General features: G+C 60.3%; 22 protein-coding genes, 2 tRNA genes, 2 rRNA genes and 2 pseudogenes. 15 read left to right on the top strand and 13 right to left on the bottom strand.

The genetic code is table 11. The features are described 5' to 3' along the window. Nucleotides 1-1,120, top strand: a 23S ribosomal RNA gene (locus tag VF515_00290); the annotation flags it as partial. A gap of 75 nt (nt 1,121-1,195) precedes the next feature. After that, nucleotides 1,196-1,311 (top strand): 5S ribosomal RNA (rrf, locus tag VF515_00285). Nucleotides 1,312-1,418: 107 nt separating this feature from the next. On the opposite strand, the gene VF515_00280 is transcribed toward rrf, so the two are convergent. Together VF515_00280 and VF515_00275 are read right to left on the bottom strand one after the other, a co-directional pair. Beyond that, nucleotides 1,419-1,631 (bottom strand): hypothetical protein, encoded by a 213-nt coding sequence (locus VF515_00280; GenBank protein ID HEX7406062.1) that lies wholly within the window; start codon nt 1,629-1,631, stop codon nt 1,419-1,421. Nucleotides 1,632-1,722: 91 nt separating this feature from the next. After that, a tRNA-Arg gene (locus tag VF515_00275) sits at nt 1,723-1,794 on the bottom strand. A 114-nt stretch (nt 1,795-1,908) separates the two neighbouring features. Between VF515_00275 and ispE the strand changes: the two genes are divergently transcribed. From ispE to VF515_00220, 11 genes are all read left to right on the top strand, one after another. Next, nucleotides 1,909-2,802: a 4-(cytidine 5'-diphospho)-2-C-methyl-D-erythritol kinase gene (ispE, locus tag VF515_00270; GenBank protein ID HEX7406061.1), complete on the top strand. Its 894-nt coding sequence runs from the start codon at nt 1,909-1,911 to the stop codon at nt 2,800-2,802. Then, a tRNA-Gln gene (locus VF515_00265) sits at nt 2,803-2,873 on the top strand. A gap of 32 nt (nt 2,874-2,905) precedes the next feature. Then, nucleotides 2,906-3,850 (top strand): ribose-phosphate pyrophosphokinase, encoded by a 945-nt coding sequence (locus VF515_00260; protein ID HEX7406060.1) that lies wholly within the window; start codon nt 2,906-2,908, stop codon nt 3,848-3,850. A 33-nt stretch (nt 3,851-3,883) separates the two neighbouring features. After that, entirely contained in the window at nt 3,884-4,558 is a 675-nt protein-coding gene (locus VF515_00255) for a 50S ribosomal protein L25/general stress protein Ctc (protein HEX7406059.1), read from the top strand. 6 nt (nt 4,559-4,564) lie between these two features. Further along, nucleotides 4,565-5,161, top strand: a complete 597-nt coding sequence (gene pth / locus VF515_00250; GenBank protein HEX7406058.1) for an aminoacyl-tRNA hydrolase — start codon at nt 4,565-4,567, stop codon at nt 5,159-5,161. Further along, nucleotides 5,162-5,533: a 30S ribosomal protein S6 gene (gene rpsF, locus VF515_00245; GenBank protein ID HEX7406057.1), complete on the top strand. Its 372-nt coding sequence runs from the start codon at nt 5,162-5,164 to the stop codon at nt 5,531-5,533. It begins immediately after the preceding gene. Between the two features lie 80 nt (nt 5,534-5,613). After that, entirely contained in the window at nt 5,614-5,826 is a 213-nt protein-coding gene (gene rpsR / locus VF515_00240) for a 30S ribosomal protein S18 (GenBank protein HEX7406056.1), read from the top strand. A gap of 71 nt (nt 5,827-5,897) precedes the next feature. Beyond that, nucleotides 5,898-6,803 carry a DUF2232 domain-containing protein gene (locus VF515_00235; protein HEX7406055.1) on the top strand — a complete coding sequence of 302 codons (906 nt, stop codon included), beginning with the start codon at nt 5,898-5,900 and terminating at the stop codon, nt 6,801-6,803. Nucleotides 6,804-6,816: 13 nt separating this feature from the next. Then, nucleotides 6,817-7,263, top strand: a complete 447-nt coding sequence (gene rplI, locus VF515_00230) for a 50S ribosomal protein L9 (GenBank protein ID HEX7406054.1) — start codon at nt 6,817-6,819, stop codon at nt 7,261-7,263. 11 nt (nt 7,264-7,274) lie between these two features. Next, on the top strand, nt 7,275-7,460 hold the full coding sequence (locus VF515_00225) for a hypothetical protein (protein HEX7406053.1): 186 nt from the start codon (nt 7,275-7,277) through the stop codon (nt 7,458-7,460). 79 nt (nt 7,461-7,539) lie between these two features. Next, complete coding sequence (locus VF515_00220; protein ID HEX7406052.1) at nt 7,540-8,610, top strand: hypothetical protein; 1,071 nt, start codon at nt 7,540-7,542, stop codon at nt 8,608-8,610. 67 nt (nt 8,611-8,677) lie between these two features. Here VF515_00220 and VF515_00215 read toward each other — a convergent pair whose 3' ends face one another. The 3 genes from VF515_00215 to VF515_00205 all read right to left on the bottom strand — a co-directional run bounded on the left by VF515_00215 (nt 8,678) and on the right by VF515_00205 (nt 10,528). Then, the gene (locus VF515_00215; protein ID HEX7406051.1) at nt 8,678-9,130 is read right to left on the bottom strand and encodes a TIGR03668 family PPOX class F420-dependent oxidoreductase; all 453 of its coding nucleotides are present in this window, start codon (nt 9,128-9,130) and stop codon (nt 8,678-8,680) included. Between the two features lie 42 nt (nt 9,131-9,172). Further along, nucleotides 9,173-10,192: an MBL fold metallo-hydrolase gene (locus VF515_00210; protein HEX7406050.1), complete on the bottom strand. Its 1,020-nt coding sequence runs from the start codon at nt 10,190-10,192 to the stop codon at nt 9,173-9,175. Between the two features lie 87 nt (nt 10,193-10,279). Beyond that, entirely contained in the window at nt 10,280-10,528 is a 249-nt protein-coding gene (locus tag VF515_00205) for a hypothetical protein (GenBank protein ID HEX7406049.1), read from the bottom strand. Nucleotides 10,529-10,625: 97 nt separating this feature from the next. Here VF515_00205 and VF515_00200 point away from each other — a divergent pair, with 97 nt between their 5' ends. Next, the gene (locus tag VF515_00200) at nt 10,626-12,191 is read left to right on the top strand and encodes a DUF1302 family protein (protein ID HEX7406048.1); all 1,566 of its coding nucleotides are present in this window, start codon (nt 10,626-10,628) and stop codon (nt 12,189-12,191) included. A 16-nt stretch (nt 12,192-12,207) separates the two neighbouring features. Here VF515_00200 and VF515_00195 read toward each other — a convergent pair whose 3' ends face one another. The 7 genes and pseudogenes from VF515_00195 to VF515_00165 all read right to left on the bottom strand — a co-directional run bounded on the left by VF515_00195 (nt 12,208) and on the right by VF515_00165 (nt 17,723). Further along, entirely contained in the window at nt 12,208-13,542 is a 1,335-nt protein-coding gene (locus tag VF515_00195; protein HEX7406047.1) for an NAD(P)/FAD-dependent oxidoreductase, read from the bottom strand. 112 nt (nt 13,543-13,654) lie between these two features. After that, the gene (locus VF515_00190; protein HEX7406046.1) at nt 13,655-14,005 is read right to left on the bottom strand and encodes an Hpt domain-containing protein; all 351 of its coding nucleotides are present in this window, start codon (nt 14,003-14,005) and stop codon (nt 13,655-13,657) included. Nucleotides 14,006-14,026: 21 nt separating this feature from the next. Next, the gene (locus VF515_00185) at nt 14,027-14,503 is read right to left on the bottom strand and encodes an Hpt domain-containing protein (GenBank protein ID HEX7406045.1); all 477 of its coding nucleotides are present in this window, start codon (nt 14,501-14,503) and stop codon (nt 14,027-14,029) included. Nucleotides 14,504-14,512: 9 nt separating this feature from the next. Beyond that, the gene (locus VF515_00180; protein HEX7406044.1) at nt 14,513-15,151 is read right to left on the bottom strand and encodes a response regulator; all 639 of its coding nucleotides are present in this window, start codon (nt 15,149-15,151) and stop codon (nt 14,513-14,515) included. Nucleotides 15,152-15,556: 405 nt separating this feature from the next. Beyond that, a pseudogene (locus VF515_00175) lies at nt 15,557-16,645 on the bottom strand (GspE/PulE family protein). A 41-nt stretch (nt 16,646-16,686) separates the two neighbouring features. After that, a complete protein-coding gene (locus VF515_00170; protein ID HEX7406043.1) occupies nt 16,687-16,932 on the bottom strand; it encodes a hypothetical protein in 246 nt (81 codons plus the stop codon). 215 nt (nt 16,933-17,147) lie between these two features. Further along, a pseudogene (locus tag VF515_00165) lies at nt 17,148-17,723 on the bottom strand (methyltransferase domain-containing protein). Nucleotides 17,724-17,975: 252 nt separating this feature from the next. Here VF515_00165 and VF515_00160 point away from each other — a divergent pair. Then, on the top strand, nt 17,976-18,437 hold the full coding sequence (locus VF515_00160; GenBank protein HEX7406042.1) for a YbhB/YbcL family Raf kinase inhibitor-like protein: 462 nt from the start codon (nt 17,976-17,978) through the stop codon (nt 18,435-18,437). An 83-nt stretch (nt 18,438-18,520) separates the two neighbouring features. On the opposite strand, the gene VF515_00155 is transcribed toward VF515_00160, so the two are convergent. Continuing rightward, on the bottom strand, nt 18,521-18,970 hold the full coding sequence (locus VF515_00155; protein ID HEX7406041.1) for an SRPBCC family protein: 450 nt from the start codon (nt 18,968-18,970) through the stop codon (nt 18,521-18,523). Nucleotides 18,971-18,983: the final 13 nt, after the last annotated feature.

Genomic DNA, 18,983 nt, shown 5'->3' with positions numbered 1-18,983 from the left:
GCGACTGTACGCCAACCGCCTCGTGAGAGGCGAAGATACAGTCCGTTCTGCATGGCGACATGCAGAGGTCGACAGAAATGATCGACCCGCTGGTCTGCGTGACCAGTTCAAACCAGGTAGTGCCTAGGGAAGCCTGGTTAGTAACAGCTAGAGCGAAATTCCTTGTCGGGTAAGTTCCGACCTGCACGAATGGCGTAACGACTTCCCAGCTGTCTCGACCACAAACACAGCGAAACTGCACTCTCGGTGAAGATACCGAGTACCCGCGGCAGGACGGAAAGACCCTGTGCACCTTTACTATAACTTTGCAGTGAATCTAGGGATTTCATGTGTAGGATAGGTGGGAGGCTTTGAAGTGTGGGCGCTAGCTCGCATGGAGCCAACCTTGAAATACCACCCTTGTGATTCTTGGCTTCTAACCATCACTCTTACCGGGTGTGGGACACTGCATGGTGGGTAGTTTGACTGGGGCGGTCGCCTCCCAAAAGATAACGGAGGCGCGCGAAGGTTCTCTCAGGCTGAGTGGAAACCAGCCGTTGAGTGTAATGGCATAAGAGAGCTTAACTGCGAGAGCGACGGCTCGAGCAGGTGCGAAAGCAGGTCATAGTGATCCGGTGGTCCCGTATGGAAGGGCCATCGCTAATCGGACAAAAGGTACGCCGGGGATAACAGGCTTATCTCCCCCAATAGTTCACATAGACGGGGAGGTTTGGCACCTCGATGTCGGCTCGTCACATCCTGGGGGTGGAGTAGCTCCCAAGGGTTCGGCTGTTCGCCGATTAAAGTGGCACGCGAGCTGGGTTCAGAACGTCGTGAGACAGTTCGGTCCCTATCCGCCGTGGGCGCAGGATACTTGAAGGGAGTTCTCCTTAGTACGAGAGGACCGGGAGGAACGCACCGCTAGTGTTCCGGTTGTGGCGCCAGCCGCATCGCCGGGTAGCTATGTGCGGACGGGATAACCGCTGAAAGCATATAAGCGGGAAGCCCACCCTAAGATAAGGTATCCCGGGCCGTAAGGCCCCTAAAGGCCCCTCGAAGACGACGAGGTTGATAGGCCGGGTGTGAAAGCGCAGCAATGCGTGGAGCTTACCGGTACTAATTGGCCGTGCGGCTTGACCACTATTTTTGTCGTTCCTACCAAGGTGCTTTCTTTGCTTTTCCAGATGCCCGTATGCAATTGTGAACGCATTCGCTTTTCGGTGGCTATGGCGGAGGTGACACACCCGTTCCCATCCCGAACACGGCAGTTAAGCCCTCCAGCGCCGATGGTACTACTGGGTCGCTCAGTGGGAGAGTAGGACGCCGCCGGATCTATATAAAAGGAAAAGGGCTCAGCGATATCGCTGAGCCCTTTATTGTTTACGCTTGTGATTACCGTGCCAGAACCGGAGATTCAGGCGCGCCAACACGCGCTTGAACTAGTGCTTGTGTTCGATCTTCTTGCCGTAACTGACTTCACCCTTGTCAACCCGTAGCGAGAAGCCGCAGTCGGGGTTTATGCAGACCCAAGCCTTGAAAAGGACGGAAGCCCCTTCTTGTCCGTAGTCAGACAGCGGAATTAACACTCCATTGTTGCACTTGAGGCATTTCGGGAACTCCATCTCCACCTCCTTGCCAAGGGCCGGTCGCAAGCAACCCACCCAACCACAACAAGTGACTCTATCGGAAGGTCATATCAAAATCAAGGTGACTTTATTGACGGTGAGTCGGTATGAAGAAGGATGCCCCCGCCGCGAATCGAACGCGGACTACAGGTTCCGGAGACCTGTGTGATATCCTTTTCACCACGGGGGCGGATGACAGATACACAATCATCTACCAGAACGTGGGTGGATGATCAACGAAGGCTTCAGCGTGCCTCAGCGCGATCGGCATTTCTGCTGAGTGCGAGGAACAGCAGCGATCAGAATGTACCGTGAAGAGCGACTCCTAGCCCCGGCAAAGGTCAACTTGTGCTTGCGCGTTGTCGGACGCCGCACCGACGGCTACCATTTGCTTGATTCGTTGATGGTGCCGATCAGCTTATACGATGAGTTGACTGTCAAGGTAGGTTCCGCTGCCCGTGGGGCCGACCCGGAGCAGAGCATTCGGGTCAGTTCAGATTCGGGAAATGCCCCAGGAGGTCCGACTAACCTCGCGTATCGGGCCGCTGCGATGTTCTTGACGCGTGTCAAACGCGCAGTCTCGGTGGATATCGACCTCCGCAAGCGCATTCCGGTTGGGAGTGGATTGGGTGGTGGTAGCAGCGACGGTGCTGCTGTACTGCTGGCGCTGAATCGCCTGCTCGGTGGGCCGTTGGCAACCGCCGAACTGGGTGAGTTAGGTGCCCAAATCGGTGCCGACGTGACGTTTTTTGTGCACGGATGCCCGGCGCGAGTCCAGGGAGTTGGGGAACGGATAACTCCGCTGAGCCTTCCGCGCCGTCTATCGCTGGTGATATGCTGGGATGGATACTCCCTCTCCACCCAATTGGTCTATTCCCGCGTGAACGTTTCATTGACAAGACCAGCAGGGGTCAGTAACATCCTCGAATTCGTCAGTGGTCACGGGCTGAGTCCGGAATTGCTGGTGAACGATCTCGAAGAGGCAGCGGCGCAAATTCATCCCGAAGTGTTGTCTCTGAAGGCTCGGCTTATGAAAGAGGGTGCAGTGGGTGCGCTCATGACCGGGAGCGGTGCAGCAGTCTTCGGGGTGTGGCGAGATCTCGAGTCGGCACGAAACGCGGCGATACGGCTGCGCCAGCTGGGCTTGTGGGCGGAACCGGTTGAGACCTTGGCCATGTCACCAGTTGTAGGATGTTGATGGGCGGTCGCCAAGCGGTAAGGCCCCGGACTTTGGATCCGGTATCGAAGGTTCGAATCCTTCCCGCCCAGTATACGTTGATGGATATTTTTTAGGCGAACAAGTGAAAGACGAGATCAAAGTCTTCGCAGGTAATTCTAATGCCGAGCTGGCCAGTGCCGTGTGCGCGTACCTGAACGTGCCGCGAGGGGCCGCGGATGTGCGCCGCTTCAGTGACGGTGAAATCCTGGTCGAGATCGACGAGAACGTGCGCGGCGGCGATGTGTTTGTCATCCAATCCACCTGCACGCCGGTAAATGACAACCTCATTGAACTCCTCCTCATGCTTGATGCGTTCCGCCGTGCGTCGGCAAAGCGCATTACCGCTGTGATCCCGTACTTCGGCTATGCCCGCCAAGACCGGAAAGTCGCCCCCCGCGTGCCGATCAGCGCGAAACTCGTCGCGGACCTGATTACGACTGCCGGCGCCTCACGGGTTCTTACGGTGGATCTACACGCCGGCCAGATCCAGGGCTTTTTCAACGTTCCAGTGGACAATCTCTTTGCCACTCCGGTCTTGCTCCCGTACGTCCGTCAACGCCTGAATCAAGACGACGTGAGCGTCGTCTCCCCGGATGCGGGTGGCGTGGAGCGAGCCCGTGCGTTCGCCAAACATCTCGATGCGGCGCTGGCGATCATTGACAAGCGTCGCGCCCGAGCCAATGAAGTGGCAGAGATGCATATCGTTGGTGAAGTTCGGGGTCGTACGGCGATCCTTGTGGACGACATGGTCGATACCGCCGGTACGTTGGCGGCCGCCGCGGCTGCATTGAAGGAGAGCGGCGCGCGCGCGGTGATGGCGTGCTGCACGCATCCTGTGCTCTCCGGGGAGGCCATCACGCGCATCGAGCAATCGGCGCTGACCCAGTTGATCGTTACCGACACGATTCCGCTCTCCCCACGCGCGCAATCGTGCTCGAAGATCAAGGTTTTGTCCGTGGCCCACCTCCTCGGTGAAGCCATCCGGCGCACCCACGACGAGGAGTCAATCAGTTCGCTTTTTGTGTAACACGTTGGAGTTTCGACGTAACAGGAGTTGAATATGGAAACGGTTGAGTTGAGTGCGGAACTGCGATCGAGGACCGGGAAAGGTCCGGCGCGACAGATGCGCCAGCAAGGAACGTTGCCGGCCATTTTTTACGGACCAAAGCGGCAAACGACCATGATTGCGATCGATGCCAGGGAATTCTTGGAGAAGATCTCATCGCTCGAAGGTTCGCACCTCATTCGTTTGCGTTCTGACGCTGAGGAAATTGGCAACAAGGTGGCCTTGGTGAAGGAAGCTCAGTACCATCCGGTGACCGGTGCGGTGCTGCACGCCGACTTTTACGAAGTTGACATGACGGAGAAACTCCGCCTGCGTGTGCCGCTCCATTTTGCCGGGAAAGCAGCCGGCGTGGCGCTCGGCGGCATTTTGCAGCCGGTGCAACGTGACGTGGAGGTGGAGTGCCTGCCGGGTGACATCCCCGAGTTCATCAGCGTCGATGTGAGCGGACTCAATATTCATGACGCTGTCCACATCAGCCAACTGTCGGCCCCAGCCGGGGTCCGGATCTGCTTCGATACCGACGCCACCCTGGTGACGGTGCTGCCGCCGACGGTGGAAGAGGTCAAGGTCGAGGAGGCTGCGGCTGCGGCGGAAGGAGCGTTGCCCGAAGGCGTCCCGGCGCCGGAGGTGGCCAAAGCAGAAACGGAAAAGAAAGGCGGGGCATCCTAGCGATCGATGCACCTGGTTGTCGGGCTTGGCAACCCCGGGCAGGAGTACGCCGGCAGCCGCCACAATGTCGGGTTCGCTGTGGTCGAAGAACTGGCATGGCGATGGGGATTGTCGCTCGGACCGGCACGACATGAAATGCGTATCGTCCTGGGCGTTGTGGCCGGCAAACACGTTGCGTTAATCGAACCGCAGATGTACATGAACATGAGCGGTCCAGCGCTGGTTGGTGCAGGGCAGGAGGTTGACGTCACGCAATTGGTTGCGGTGCATGACGATCTCGATCTGGAGCTAGGTGGCATTCGAGTGAAACGAGGCGGCGGCACGGCGGGCCACCGTGGGCTGCGTTCGATTGTCGAGTGTTACGGAGAAGACTTTGTGCGGGTCCGGATTGGCGTGGGTCGGCCGCCCGGGAAGGATGCCATCACCTACGTGCTGTCGAAGTTCAACGACGAGGAGCGTGAAACCATCGCCGCAGCCATCACACGGGCGGCGGACGCCGTGGAATGCATCGTCGCTGAGGGTGAGGAACGAGCGATGAATACGTTTAACGTCCGCACGCCTGAGGGGCCGCTGGCGCCGGCTGAATCAGTTGGGAGGAAATAGATGCATCGATACGAGACGTTGTTTATCCTGCACCCGGATTTGCCGGATGCCCAGGTGCGCGAGACCATCGACCGGGTGCGCCGGCTCATTGAGGGCATGCAGGGGCAAGTGATAGACCTGCAAGATTGGGGCATGCGTGATTTGGCCTACCCGATTCAAAAGCAGCCCCGGGGCACTTATGTGCTGGTGCAATATGCGGCGCGGCCGGAAGTGGTAATGGAACTGGAGAGATCCATGAAGCTTTCAGATGAATTTCTGCGATTTGTTTCCGTGCGGATGGCCGAGAAGCGAGAGGTCGCGCGACGCCCCCGGCGCCGAGCACAGGCGGCGACAGGGCCGGAGCAGGCTTCTACTCCAGGGCAGGGGAGCTAATTATGGCACCCGGGAAAAGCGGCGCTAGACGGGGCCGGCCGGCGGCCGATGACAAGACTGCGTTCCGGCGCCGCGGGCCAGTGCGCCGAAAGGTGTGCCGGTTCTGCGCCGATAAAGATAGTAGCATCGACTTCAAGGATACGCGCTCTCTATTGAGCTTTATCACCGAGCGCGGGAAGATCGTTCCGAGCCGGATCACGGGCACTTGCGCCAAGCATCAACGGCGACTGACGACGGCGATCAAACGGGCGCGTGCTGTGGCACTCCTTCCGTTTACTACGGTGCATGTCTGATGCAGTGTGTTTCTGCACCCGTTTCCCCGGGTGCACACCTCACGCCCTTTGCTCTTAAGCTTGGACTCGCGGTGTCGCTCAGCGGCGGGCTGTATGCCGCCGGGGTGTCCTTCTCCCCGTTCGCGTCACCGCTCCTTTTTCTGGTCCCACTCCCCGGACTCGTACTTGCCACGGACGCGCCGGCGGCATGCGTTCTCTGGCTGCTCCTGACGGAAGGGGTTGTGAGCGTTGTCCTCGGAGTGGACGCGGCTGCGAGCCTGCTTCTTCTCTTTGGCCTGCCGGCGTGCAGTATGGCTTCTGGATTCCGGCGCGGCTGGGCGGTTGAGCGAACCGTCCTGGCCGGAATGGTTGCATGGTCGGCGGGTCTCCTTTGTTCGACTTTTCTGGCCTATGGCAACCTCACGGTGCTGGCCGACATGGTCCGCCAACAACTCGCCCACGGCGTCGACTTGGCGCTCTCGACCTACGGGTCTGTTGGCGTGTCCGACAGTAGCCTCGCTGCGGTTAAGGCGGAGCGTGACTTGGTCGTGACCGGCTTGATCGAGGTCCTGCCAGCATTGGTGATGCTGTGTGGGGCGCTTATGATGATCGCGAACCTCGTATTGCTGCGGCGCTGGACCGACACCTTACACGACGTCGACCTCCGCCTGTGGCGCACGCCAGACGCCTTGATTTGGGCGCTCATTGCGACCGGTTTCAGTATGTTCCTTCCCGTGCGTCCGGTCGCTTTGGTAGCGCGCAACATCTTCATCGTCTTACTGGGTTGCTACTTTTGTCAAGGACTCGCAATCGTTAGTTACTTCCTGGAACGCTTTCGGTTGCCTCGCGGCGTCCGCGTCGCCGGGTACCTGCTGATCGCCGTTCAGCACATCGTGGCAGGGATCGTCCTTGCTCTCGGGGTCTTCGATTTGTGGGGAAACTTCCGGCGCTTGAGCGTCGGCCCCGCGGACATCCAGATTCCGGGGGACGGCGAATAGGAGAGACAGAAATATGGAAGTGATTTTGCGTGAAGATGTTGCTGACCTCGGCAGTGTCGGAGACGTCGTAAAGGTTAAGCCAGGATTTGCACGTAACTTTTTGCTGCCACGGGGCCTAGCGGCCGTTGCCGACACACGGAACGTCCATGTTCTAGAACATCAGAAACGCCTGGCTGCCGACAAGGGCGAGCGTGACCGCCGCCAGGCGCAGACTGCTGCCGACCGGCTGAGCAAAGTACGCCTGACGATCAAAACCCGTGCGGGTGAGGAAGGCAAACTCTTTGGTTCGGTGACCAATCTGGATATCGAGAGGGCATTGGCCACGCAGGGATTTACGGTCGAGCGCCGCCGCATCCGCTTGGAAGAGCCAATCAAATCGGTCGGTGAACACGTGGTGCCGGTTCACCTCGGGGTGGGCATCGATGCGCAGGTAACCGTTCTCGTGGAAGCCGAGTCGTAGCTGTCCGCGCCATGCCGAGCGAGAAGGCAAAGGAAAACAAGACGCTGGTGGGCCAGTGCACGGCCTGCGGCAAGACGCTTTCGACGGAACTCATTCACGGAGTTCTGATTGAAGGCAACGGCAGACGCACGACGATTCCGATCTGTGACAACTGCCGCGAAAAGGGTTGGCAGCTCCCAGCTGAGAACAGTCCGTGAATCGCCCTCGTGATTCGTGCTCAGGGCGGGCGACGAAGTCGCCCGAGCACGACTCACGAGCAGATTGCACCTCAGTGCGATGCGCACGCTCGATTTCCTCGTGCAGCCACGGCTCCTCCCGGAGATCAGCTTGGCGGAGGACGCGCATTTCCTGCAGGTGGTGACGCACCCATCTCGTTTGCGTACCGGTGTTTTGCGGGTGTACGACGTTCCAGGCGATATCGTTTCGCTCGGACGGTATCACGTCGCACCCGCTGAGAAGATCCCGGATGATGGACCTCGACTGTTCCGCCGCCACAGCGGCGGGCGCGTCGTCCCCTTCGGGGACGGGTTCGTGGGCGTGGCCCTCGCGTTGCCATATCGCTCGGCACTCCTCTCTGCCGATCCCTTGGCGTTAGCGCCCCACCAGGTCCTCAATCGCTATGTGCGTGGCATTCTGGAAGCGTGCAAGCTGGCTGGTGCGGAAGCCTTCTACCCCGGACGTGACTTCATCACCGTGAGCCGGCGGGTTATGGGGCTGGTTTCTTTCGAAACGCATCGCTCCGGCGCGATGCTGTTCGAAGCGATCTTGGCCGTGCGCCGTGACTTCAGCCTCTTGCCGGTACTGCTCGAAGCCGTCGACCGCAACGGTGTCGTCAAGGCGGAGATGCTGATGCCGCATGACACCACGTGCCTCGAGCGCGAGTTGCGCAGGCCGCTGAGCACCGAAGAGGTCGGCGAACTCCTGCGACGTGGTTACGAGAAGCAATTCAATCTGACCCTTGAACCGCACACGCTGACGGCGCTCGAGGAACAAGCAATCCGCGCGACGGCCACGCATGAATTCCGTGGTGACCGCTGGTTGCGGCAGCGGCAGCTCCGGCCGGGTTTACATCGGCATGCCTGGACCCGCGTGCAGCTGGGTACGTTTGAGGCCTACTTTGGGCTTGAGCAGGAACGCTTCATCAGGGATATCATGTTCGTCGGTGACTTCATCGCCAACTCGCCTGCTGTCGAACGGCTGGAACAGGAGTTGCGCCTCTGTCCCGCCGAATGGCACGCTATCGATGCCGTTGCGTCGGAAATCTTCGCGCAGCCGGGGAATTACATTCTTGGTATCGGCCACGTTCGCACCATTGCCGATACCATCACCAAGGCGCTGGAAACGTGACCGTTCGGGATCGATTCCGAGCAGCGGAAGGTCGGTCATCATCTGCGCAGCAAATTCGGCAGCATGCTCATTTCTCCCGTTCCGCTCCGCCTCCGGGGAGCGCGCGCCACATGTGGTGGCGCTTCGCTGTGATACGAATCATGGGGTGCGTAGCCAACAGCAGGGGCATCGCTTGGTACTGCGGGTACCGACTGCGGAGCCGGTCCAGAACGGTGGCGTATTCCTCCCCGTCGGTGACCGTTGCGGCGTGACCTTGGACGAGTAGGAAAGCCAAACGGCTCCAGTCTTCATCGTACTCGTCGATTACGAGAGCCACGCGCGGGTTCTCGGCGATATTCCGCAAACGCCTCAGCCCGTGCCGGGTCCGCTTGGGCTTCTCGTCAATGACGAAATAAATGCAGTTGCCGATCAGCGCATAGCAGATCGGAATGACGTGCGGGGTCCCTGCGGCATCCGCAGTGGCCAGGCGGGCGACACGGCGGTGCTCGGCGAACGCACGTTCGTTGTCAGACAGGGCCATTTGATGCTGTCCGGCGCGATTCACCATCACCACTCACGACAGTCAGACCGGTTCATCTGGTGCGATCTCCCCGCGGAATGCGGCCGCCGCTTCAGCGTAGAGGCGGTCCGCCATGCCGTCGTAGCGCGGTGAGAAGTGGAAGGTCTCTAGCCGCTGGACATTTGCCAGCCGAGCGAGCGTGCCCGCTTGGCGCGCGGTCAGGTGATGCCGTTTCAGGGCTTGGTCGCGGTCTTCGTCGAGAAAGAGCGATTCGCAGAAGAAGAGGTCCGCGTTGCCTGCGAGCGCAATGATCTGTGCCACGTTCTGTTTGCTGAAAAGCGCGTCCACGACATAAGCGAGTTTCTGGCCCGGCGTTTCCACGATCAGTCGGCTGCGCAGTTGGCCCAAGGCGAAATCGACACGCTGCTCTTGCCCACCAGTAAGCCACTTCGCTGTGATAACGGTATCGTCTCCCTGGCCGGTGCGGATCGCTTGCTTCAGGCGGGTCAGCCAGGGACCGGCTGGGATGCCGAGGCGATCGAGTTCGTCCTTGCGGACGTTGAAATGAGTCTTCTCCGTTACCGCAAACCCAAGGCAGGGAATGCGATGATCGAGATGAACGGCCCGCACGCTGAGCGCAGCATCCTCGTGCAGGATACCCGTGAAGGGCTGATCGCCAGTGTGTTCGATGGCAAAGGCGTCGCCGGCGCGCAGGCGCACGCGCTCGACGCGGTCAGGATGCACTTCGTGGACGTCTAGTACGAAAGGGTACCCCTCGACGAGGTTCCATGTGTACCCAGCGAGCTTCCCGCTGACGTTGCGGATGATACCGGGTGGCCCAAACAGCGCGATCCGTGCCTCACGGGCTAGGAAGAGCCGGATCAACCGGTCGAAGCCAATGAAATGGTCGATGTGGGTGTGCGATACGAACACATGGGTAAGTTTCAGAATCTCCGCCGCTGGGAAACGATCCAGACGGCCGAGGTCGAACTGCAAAGCCGTCCCCTGCCAACGTAGCGCTACATGAAGACCGGGGTCGCCGAAGGGCCCATTCACGAGGCGCGGTAGAAAAGCGGATTTCACGAGGGCATTGTACGGGAAGGCGAAGAGGGTGCAATGCGCGGGCGCATACTTCCTTTCCGCCAGGTCGAAACGAGGGCCACGGGATCCTTAACCCCAGGTGCCGATCTCCTGGAAAACGTAGGCTGCCACTTCTGCCATCATCTCCCGTAGGACCTCGCGTATGCTTTTCCCGTCGGATTCCAACTTACTCACCAGCGACGAGAGCACGACGAAGTATCGTTCTTTGGTTTCCAAATTCATCGCCGGGAGGCGGTTTTCCATCGCTGCCAGAAAGCGCGTGTGCGCCGCCGCGATGTCACTGTCGAGTCCTTTCGAGAGCAGATCGTTTCGTTGCATGGACGACCTCGCAAGACGATGGGCCAATAAGTCTCAATTATCTTGCACGGTGGTGTAATTCAAGTTAGAGGATGCCGGCCATTGAGGGGAGGGACCGATGCGAAGGGTAAGGACGGCGCAGATCGCGTTCGCCATTGCCGCGCTGGTGTGCGCCGCGAGAAGTGCCTGGCCGATCCAGACTACGATCGGAGGCCGCCAGGTTGATCTGGACACGACCCTCAGCGTGCGCGAGGTTGTTGAGGAAAATCACGCCACCACGCACGAACGGACGCTTGAGCAGCTTCGCGTGCGTGCTGCGGTCGCGCTGGCCCCCTGGCTACGTTTTGATTCAACCACCCTCGGCATCAATGGCGGGCCCACCCTGAAGTCTGACCGGGCTGGCCTGTACTCCTGGGACGACGTCTTCCAAGACATCTCACCGGCTGTGGATTTTGAAGAGGCTTACTTCGATGTGTTCCTGCCGTCGCTCGATCTCCGCGTCGGCAAGCAGAAGGTCGCCTGGGGGAAACTCGACCGCACCCAGCCCAACGACCTGATCAATCCCCTGGGCTACGCCGATCTGTTCTTGCAGGAGGAGGCAGAACGGAAAATTGGTGTACCGGCGCTGCAGGCATCGTATTACCTCCCTGCTGCAACGGCCCTGCCGGCGGAAAGCCGCCTGACTGCCGTGTGGGTACCGAAGTACATTCCCTTTCGCTTTCCGCTGGCGAACTGTACGGTGCAAGGGAATAGCTCGCATTGTGATGTCGAGCGGTGGTTTCCACCGGCCGCAGTGCCTCCAACCACCTTCAGCATACCACTGCCGAGCAACAGCCCTGTTCCTGCCTTAAACGTACCGCTGGGCTTTCGCACGGGGAATATTCCGCCACCCGCTTGGCGTCTCGAGAACAGCGAGATCGGACTCCGCTATTCGGGACTGCTTCGCGACGTCGATATGGCTCTCTACTACTTCCACGGCTTCGACGCGCAACCGGCGTTCAATTTGACGGCTGAAGCGTTTGGCCGCCCGGATCTAAAGAATCCTACCAACCCACTGATGGTAAAGGATCTGTCCGCGACGACGACCTTGTCGCCGGAGTTCCACCACCTCGACTCGTGGGGGGCGGATTTTGCTTATGCCTTCGACCGCTTCACCGTACGCGGCGAAGGGGCCTTCGTGCGCGGCCGGCCGTTCAGCCGCGATCTGCGTCTCTTGATCACTGATCCTGCGGCGCTGGCCGGTCCCATTCAAGCAGCCCTTGCGCAGCTTGCTCGGGGGGGAGGGCGTGCGCCGGTGGAGCTGCCACCGTCCTTCGTGGTGCGCGACTCCGCCGAGTGGGGCCTCGGCGGCGACTATGTGTATGAGGGCTATATGCTCCTGTTCCAGGTCAATCAGACGGACGTACTGCACAACAGCGTCGACTTGCTCATCAAGGATGTCGAGACGCGCTTGCTGGCAAATCTGCGCAAGAGCTTCCTCTCCGACACCGTGCAGACCCAATTGGTTGCGATCCATGCGATCGAGAGTGACTACTCCGTCTTGCGTCCTCGCGTCTTCTATCAGTTCACGGACCACATCGGCGGCGAACTCGGCTACCTGTTCATTGCCGGGCGCGCCAATTCTCTCGGCGGTCAGTTCCGCCGCAACGACGAAGGGTGGGTGCGAGCCGAGTACAAACTCTGAAGCCGTAGCGCCTGTGTTAGCCGTTGCGCTGCGTGGCGAGATCGTTGATGACCATCTGGGCGACCTTACGTCCAATCTCCACCGCGAAGTTGGTACCGCGATCCCAGGGGTATACCTGGCTCATGGAGGCGAAGTAGAGTCCGTGTACCGGCGTCCGGATCGCTGGGATGTTGCGCGAGTGGTTCACCGACGGCACCGGCTGAGCGTACGCCGTCTTCCAGAGCCACGTCGCCTTCACCCAGCTGCGATCAAGTTGCGGGTTGAAACGCGTCAACGCGGGCAGAAATCGTTCTAGCAGTTCTTCCTTGGAGAGGTGGAAGTATTCGTGGGTTGGGTCGAGATAGTCGCCACAGTAGATGATGTGGTCACCGCCGTAGTGCTCCGGGCTCATGTAGTTGGTGTGTTCCACCATCGCCAAAAAGGGGAAGCCCGCGTCCTTTGGGAGGTTGTGCCAGTAGATGCCTTTCGTCAGCGGCCGATCCAGTGCCAGGACGAGCACCACTGCGCCCAGGGACTTGAGCGCGCGCAGCTTCTCGGCATAGTCGGAAGGAAGCGCAGGCACGATGCGGGCCATCAGGGCAGGGGAACTCGTGGAGATGACGGCGTCGAACGTCGCGGCGCCGCCATCGGTTTCCAACTGCAGTGTGCCGTCGGGCCGCGGCGTGATTCGGTTCACGGCACGGTTCAGTTGGATCGTGACGCCTTGTGTTCTTACGACATCCGCCAACTTATCCATGAAGCGCTGGAAACCGCCCGTGAACGTGCCCAGGCGTGGTGTGCGCGCATGAATCCGCGCCCAGAACCACGCCATGTTTACCACCGGCAGGTTGTCTTCGCCGAACTTTCCGACCAGCATCGGCTTCCAGAGGGTGTCGTACGAGCGCCGGCCAAGCCACTTCCGCAACCACGCATCGGCCGTGACCTTTTCCAATGCCTGCCAACGAGGCGTGAGCCGCAGATAGAGGGCCACCACACCGCAGCGCACCCGGTCGACGAACGGGATACCCGGGAAACGCAGCACGGCAAAGGCTGAGTCGAAGGCGTAGAACTTCCCGTCGTGGTACATCGCCGTGACGGGGCGCGGAAAGAGCACCTGGTCGCTCCAACCCAATTCCTTGATCAGGCCGAGGATCGAGGCGTCGGAGGCGAACCAATGATGGTAGAACTTTTCTAACGTCCACTCCCAGTGCGGGGCCTTGAAACCGGAGGCCAGCCCTCCGACGTCGGGCGCGGCCTCGTAGACCGTTACCTGATGCGGTGCGCCTACGCCGTGGCCCGCCGCCGCCGGGCGGCTCAGATCGTAGGCTGCAGTAAGCCCTGCGGGCCCTGCGCCGATAATTGCGATGCGCATCCTTCAATCCACAAGAGGCTCGGTACTGTCCGAGCCTCTTGCTTCGTTCCCATTGCTGGAATGCTGATAGCTGATCCGTGGCGGCTTTTAAAGCCGCCGGTGGGGTCCTCGGTTAGTGCGATAACGGTGCTGCCAGAGTCTCCAGCTCTGCTGTCAGACGCTCTACCTCTGTCTGCAGTACCGCATACGCTTCGTCGCTGTCGGTCAAGTTACCGTCCCGTCCCATTTGTTCGAGATGTTTTGCAACCTCGAAGACAGCGACAGCCGCCAGGTTGCCAGCCGAACCCTTCAGGGCATGCGCGCTCTGCTGTAAAGCCTTGGCATTACGGGACGCCACGGCGTTGCGGATATCGACCAACCGTAGCGGCAAATCCTGCAGAAACAGCTGCGCCAGTTCCTGCAGCAGTTCACGATCGTCGTCGAGACGTTCAAGAGCATTAGGGAGATCAATTGCGGGTTCCATGGAATGCACCTCACGTTCCGTTCAGTTGCTCTCCGTCTTCCTGTGAAGTTCTTCGTGAACTTCCTCAGGAACGGATGGGGATTGCGGCGCGCTCTCCGACGGGCACTGTAAGAGGGCGGCGAGCGCCTGCTTCAGGCGGGCGAGCTCCTGCTCCAACTTTTCGCAGGCTTCGCCAGCATCGGGCAGGATGCCCTCTCGGCCCATCGTCTCCAGATCAGACGCGACCGCCATTACTGCCAGAGCGCCGAAGTAGCTGGCCGATCCTCTGATGGAGTGGGCCGCCATCTGTAGCGCCGTGGTATTGCAGCCCAGAATGGCTTCGTGAATGGCGGACAAGCGCCTTGGACAGGCGGCGATAAAGAGTTGAACGACCTCGCGAAGAAAATCGACATCGCCTCCGAATTGCTCCAGAATGGCGTCTCGGTCAATGATCGAGGCATCGCTGATGTCGGCGAGGTCGCTGATGTCGGTGGACCCGGTGGCGTGAGCCGCATTCATGGGGTGTCCTCAGGCAGCTGCAGACAGCGAGGTCATGCGTCCGCCGGGCGTCACCTCGGTCCGCGTCGGTAGGCTGGTGCCATAGGTACGCTCGATGAGTCGGCGTACCCGCGCCAGCAACTCGGCGCGCGCGAAGGGTTTGCCGATGTAATCATCGGTGCCGGCGAGAAAACCACACGCGCGATTGGCCGCGTCGTCTAGCGCCGTCAGCATGAGAATGGGCACGAAAGCGGTTCGCACGTTCGCGCGCAGGCGCTCACACACCTCAAACCCGTCCATCTCCGGCATCATGATATCGAGCACAATGAAGTCGGGCGGATCAGCTTGTGCCTTTTCAATCGCCTCGCGGCCGTTTGACGCCGTCTCGACAGACACGGGGAGACCGCTATGCTCCAGGGTGAAACTGATGAGCCGGCGGAAGTCTGCCGTATCGTCGACCACCAGCGCCCGGTATTGACGCGTTTCTGATGTCCTCTCTGGTGCCTGCGGTGTTGCGGCTGGAGGCACAGGGGCTTGCGGCGCTGGAGCCCTGGGTGCCGTGGCGTCCGTGCGGCTCGCGGGGACGCCACAGAACGGGTAAATCTGCCAATTGGGTTGCAGCTGCTTGCCGCACTTGCACTGCAACGGTGTACCGCAGTGGGGGCACATGCTGAACGCTTCTTCGACGGCGCGGCCGCAATTGAGGCAACTGAGCCCTTTTGCTTCTGTTTCTTCTTCAGCGATATCCACTACCCGGAGAACCTCCTCTGGGGTGGTGGCGTCGCTGCGGAGGATCTCTACCGCATGCTCGGGTAGCAACTTCATGCCATCTTGACGCGCCTGCGCCCGTATGGTGGCCTCCGAAGCCTTCGACTCGATCAGTTTCGCGACCGGAGGCGTGATCTGCATCACCTCGTAGACGCCCCGCCGCCCCACGTAACCCGATTTCCGACAGGAGCTACATCCGACGCCCCGCCGGAACTGGTGCTCCAATCCCGATATTCCTAGGGCGCGCAGCTGTATCGGCTCGGGCTCATAGGGCTCAGCACAGCGCTCGCACGTTAGCCGCACCAGGCGCTGCGCCACGATCAGGTGCAGGGAGGATGCCAGCATGTACGGCTCGATGCCGATGTCGATGAGGCGGGTGATGGCCGACACGGAGTCATTTGTGTGCAGCGTGCTGAGCACCAGATGCCCAGTCTGCGATGCGCGTAGCGCGATTTCTGCGGTCTCGTTGTCGCGGATCTCACCGACCAGGATTACATCCGGGTCCTGCCTCAGTATCGAACGCAGCGTGCCGGCGAAGGTGAGCCCCTGCTTCTCGTTGATCTCCACCTGGTTGGCGCCCGCGAGCTGATACTCGATCGGGTTCTCGATGGTGACGACATTGCGCTGCGGCGAAACGGTCTCGGCAAGCATGGCATAGAGCGTGGTGGTTTTCCCGCTGCCGGTCGGGCCGGTCACAAGGACCATTCCTTCCGGTCGCGCAATCGCCTGACGGATACACTGCAGGTCCCGGGGAGACATTTTGAGCTGGTCAAGTCCCGTGGGCGCCGAGCCTGTATCGAGGATACGCAGTGTCACCTTTTCCCCGTATTACGTCGGAAGACTCGATACGCGCAGGTCGATCATGCGCTCGCGGAAACGCAGGTGAATGCGGCCATCCTGAGGCACGCGCCGTTCGGTGATGTCCAGCTTGGCGAGTACCTTGCATCGGGCGAGCAGTGGGTCTTGTACCCATTTCGGCAAGCGGAAAAACTCCTCGAGGATGCCGTCGATCCGCAGGCGCACCCGCACCAGTGCGACATCCGCCTCGATATGGACATCACTGGCGCCTGAGCGGATGCCCTCGAGCAGGATCAAGTTCAACAACTTGACTACCGGAGGAATCTCGGTCCCCCGCAACAAGCTCTTGACGTCTACGGGTTCGTCCGGGAGGTCAGCGACCGGGACTTCGTTCTCGTCGTTGACCCCGCGCAGATACTGGTTGAGTGCTTCATCGAGGTGATAGGCATGTTCGATCGCATCGCGTACCGCCGTCAGTGTGGCGACCTCGGGATGGACCCGCAGGCCCGTCGCGAACTCGATGGCGTGCAAGGCGTCGCGATCAAGTGGATTGGCAGTGGCGAGAATCAGGCTCTTCAGGTCCGCGCGCAACAGCACGACCTTGTGGCGCGTGGCCAGCTCTTCGCGAACCAAGGCGATCACAGCGGGTTGAGCGCCACGGCCGGGGGCAAATCGACGTGCGGAATCCGTAAGCGATCTGCCAGCTTCTGAGCAACTTGCTCTTCAACGATGAGGCCCTTCCGTTCCAACAGGTCGATGATCGACGCGCCGTTTTCTTGGCGCTCAAGCTCCTGGGCCGCCGTCCGGGCCTCATCGCTTGAAACCATGCCGTTGTGCACGAGAAACTTGATTAATGAGGCTTCCCCAGCCTTTATAGGTCCCATCTGCGCTTGCTCCTGCTCGGGTGTAAACGCAATAGGCATGCCACCTGGCACTACGTGCGGCAGGGCCTGTCCCCGCGCTTCCTTGCCGGAACAGACGCTAGACGCCGCGCCACTGAACTGGCGCAAACGGTGAACTGACTAGTGACGTGACGCTTCTTGAACCAATCCAGCGGATGAGCAGCGGGGGGTATTCACGAGCGGGCTAGCGCCATTCATCAGGCCCTTTTCGCGGCGATCAAGACGTACCAATGATTGAGGTGCGGCTGCCCGTCGATTTCCACGAGATTCAAAGCCGCACGCTGGCGAGCGTTCAAATGGTCTAACCGGGTTTGAATCTTGCGCAGGTTTTCGGGAGAGACGCCATTTGTCAGAGAGGTCAACGGCTGGTGTTTCGTGTACGGCTCAACGGTGTCCACCAAGAAACTGTCCGTTTCGAGCATCTGCCTCCATTCGTTGGGGCGATACTCGCGGATATGAGACGCGTCGTGGTAGCGATCGAGTTGATTCATACACGCGTCCACGAAGTCATCGTCAGGCACGCTGCGGTCATCGATCACCAGCCGGCCGCCGACGCGCAGCACCCGTCTCATCTCCCCCAGCGCCTCGGCAATATTGGAGAAGTGATGCGCTGCGCGCCGGCAGGTGATCAAGTCGAAGCACGCAGTCTCGAAGGGCAAGTGGTGTACGTCAGCCACGCGGAACTTGACGTTGGCCACGGCGCGCTCCGCTTGGAGCCGCTCAGCTTCGGCCAGCATCTCCGGTGTCAGGTCCACGCCGACGACGCCGAGTGTCCTAAGTAGGGCAAAAACATACTATGGCGCTTGCTTGATGCGGCCCACGAACGGCTGTAGGCTCACTGCGACGAGATTGCACGTATGCTCTCAGGGCTGCTTCACAAACGAGGCCTCTTGCCCTTCGGAGATAGAGAGGCGAGACAGAGATCGAGAGGGAAAGGAATCGTGCACTGCCCCGCGTTTCTGTCTCGGTCGCTATCTCTGTCTCTCTGTCTGTTTCTGTCTCACCCCAATATCGGAGGAGCATCTATGACCATGACACTGTCGAGTTCGGCCTTCAAGACGGGAGCGGAGATTCCGCGGCGGCATACGTGCGCAGGGGCTGATCTCTCGCCCGCGCTGGCATGGGACGGCGCGACGGCAGGCACGAAGAGCTTCACGCTCATCGCCGACGATGCCGATGCGCCCGTGGGGACCTGGGTGCATTGGGTGGTGTACGACCTGCCTGCGGACACCAGCAAGCTGCCGGAGGGACTTCCGACCACGGACACTCTCTCCGGCGGCGGCAAACAGGGTATCAATGACTTTCGCAAGACCGGCTATGGCGGCCCGTGTCCACCGCCCGGCAAGCCGCATCGCTACTTCTTTAAACTGTACGCGCTTGATGCGCCTACCAACTTGAAACCACGCGCAACGAAGGCCGACGTGCTCCGCGCCATCGAAGGGCATGTTCTTGCCCAGGCGGAGTTGATGGGCACGTACAGGCGCTGACGTGCCGCTTATGGCTCTTGGCTTATGGCGTATCGCAACAGATTCAGGCCATGAGCCCTCAGCTATAGGCCATGCGCCGTCCGTTACTTCTTCCGCGCCGCCGTCTCGGCGGCGGCCTTGAACTCCAGCACGGATTGCTTCAAGGCTTGCTGCTCGATCAATGAGCGCAGGGGGCCGGGCACCCAAAAGCCCAGGGTGATGGCTTGCCGGCATGTTGCCCGGCTCAAGGACGGACCGAGCTTTTCAAAGAGATAACGCCCTTCGATGGCCTCGATGTCCCCGTCCACGGATTTCCACGTGAGCTGCGTGGGTTTGACGTACTCGTACTCCAACACGTAGCGCACGGTCTTGAGCTTCATGTCAATGTGGTATTCCACGCGCTTCGCCAGTCGGTTGGGATGGCGGTCCAGCACCTTGGCCTGCTGGATGGTCGAGAACCAGTTGGGATAGCTCTCGAAATCCGTGATGGTCGCGAAGCATTGCGCCACCGACGCGTGGACCTCGGTGGAAAACTCTTGCTCGTTGAGTCCCATGGGCCGCGGATTA

The sequence above is a fragment of the Candidatus Binatia bacterium genome (assembly GCA_036382395.1).
In the GTDB taxonomy this organism is placed as follows: domain Bacteria; phylum Desulfobacterota; class Binatia; order HRBIN30; family HRBIN30; genus JAGDMS01.
This window is presented reverse-complemented; position numbering and strand designations above follow the sequence as displayed.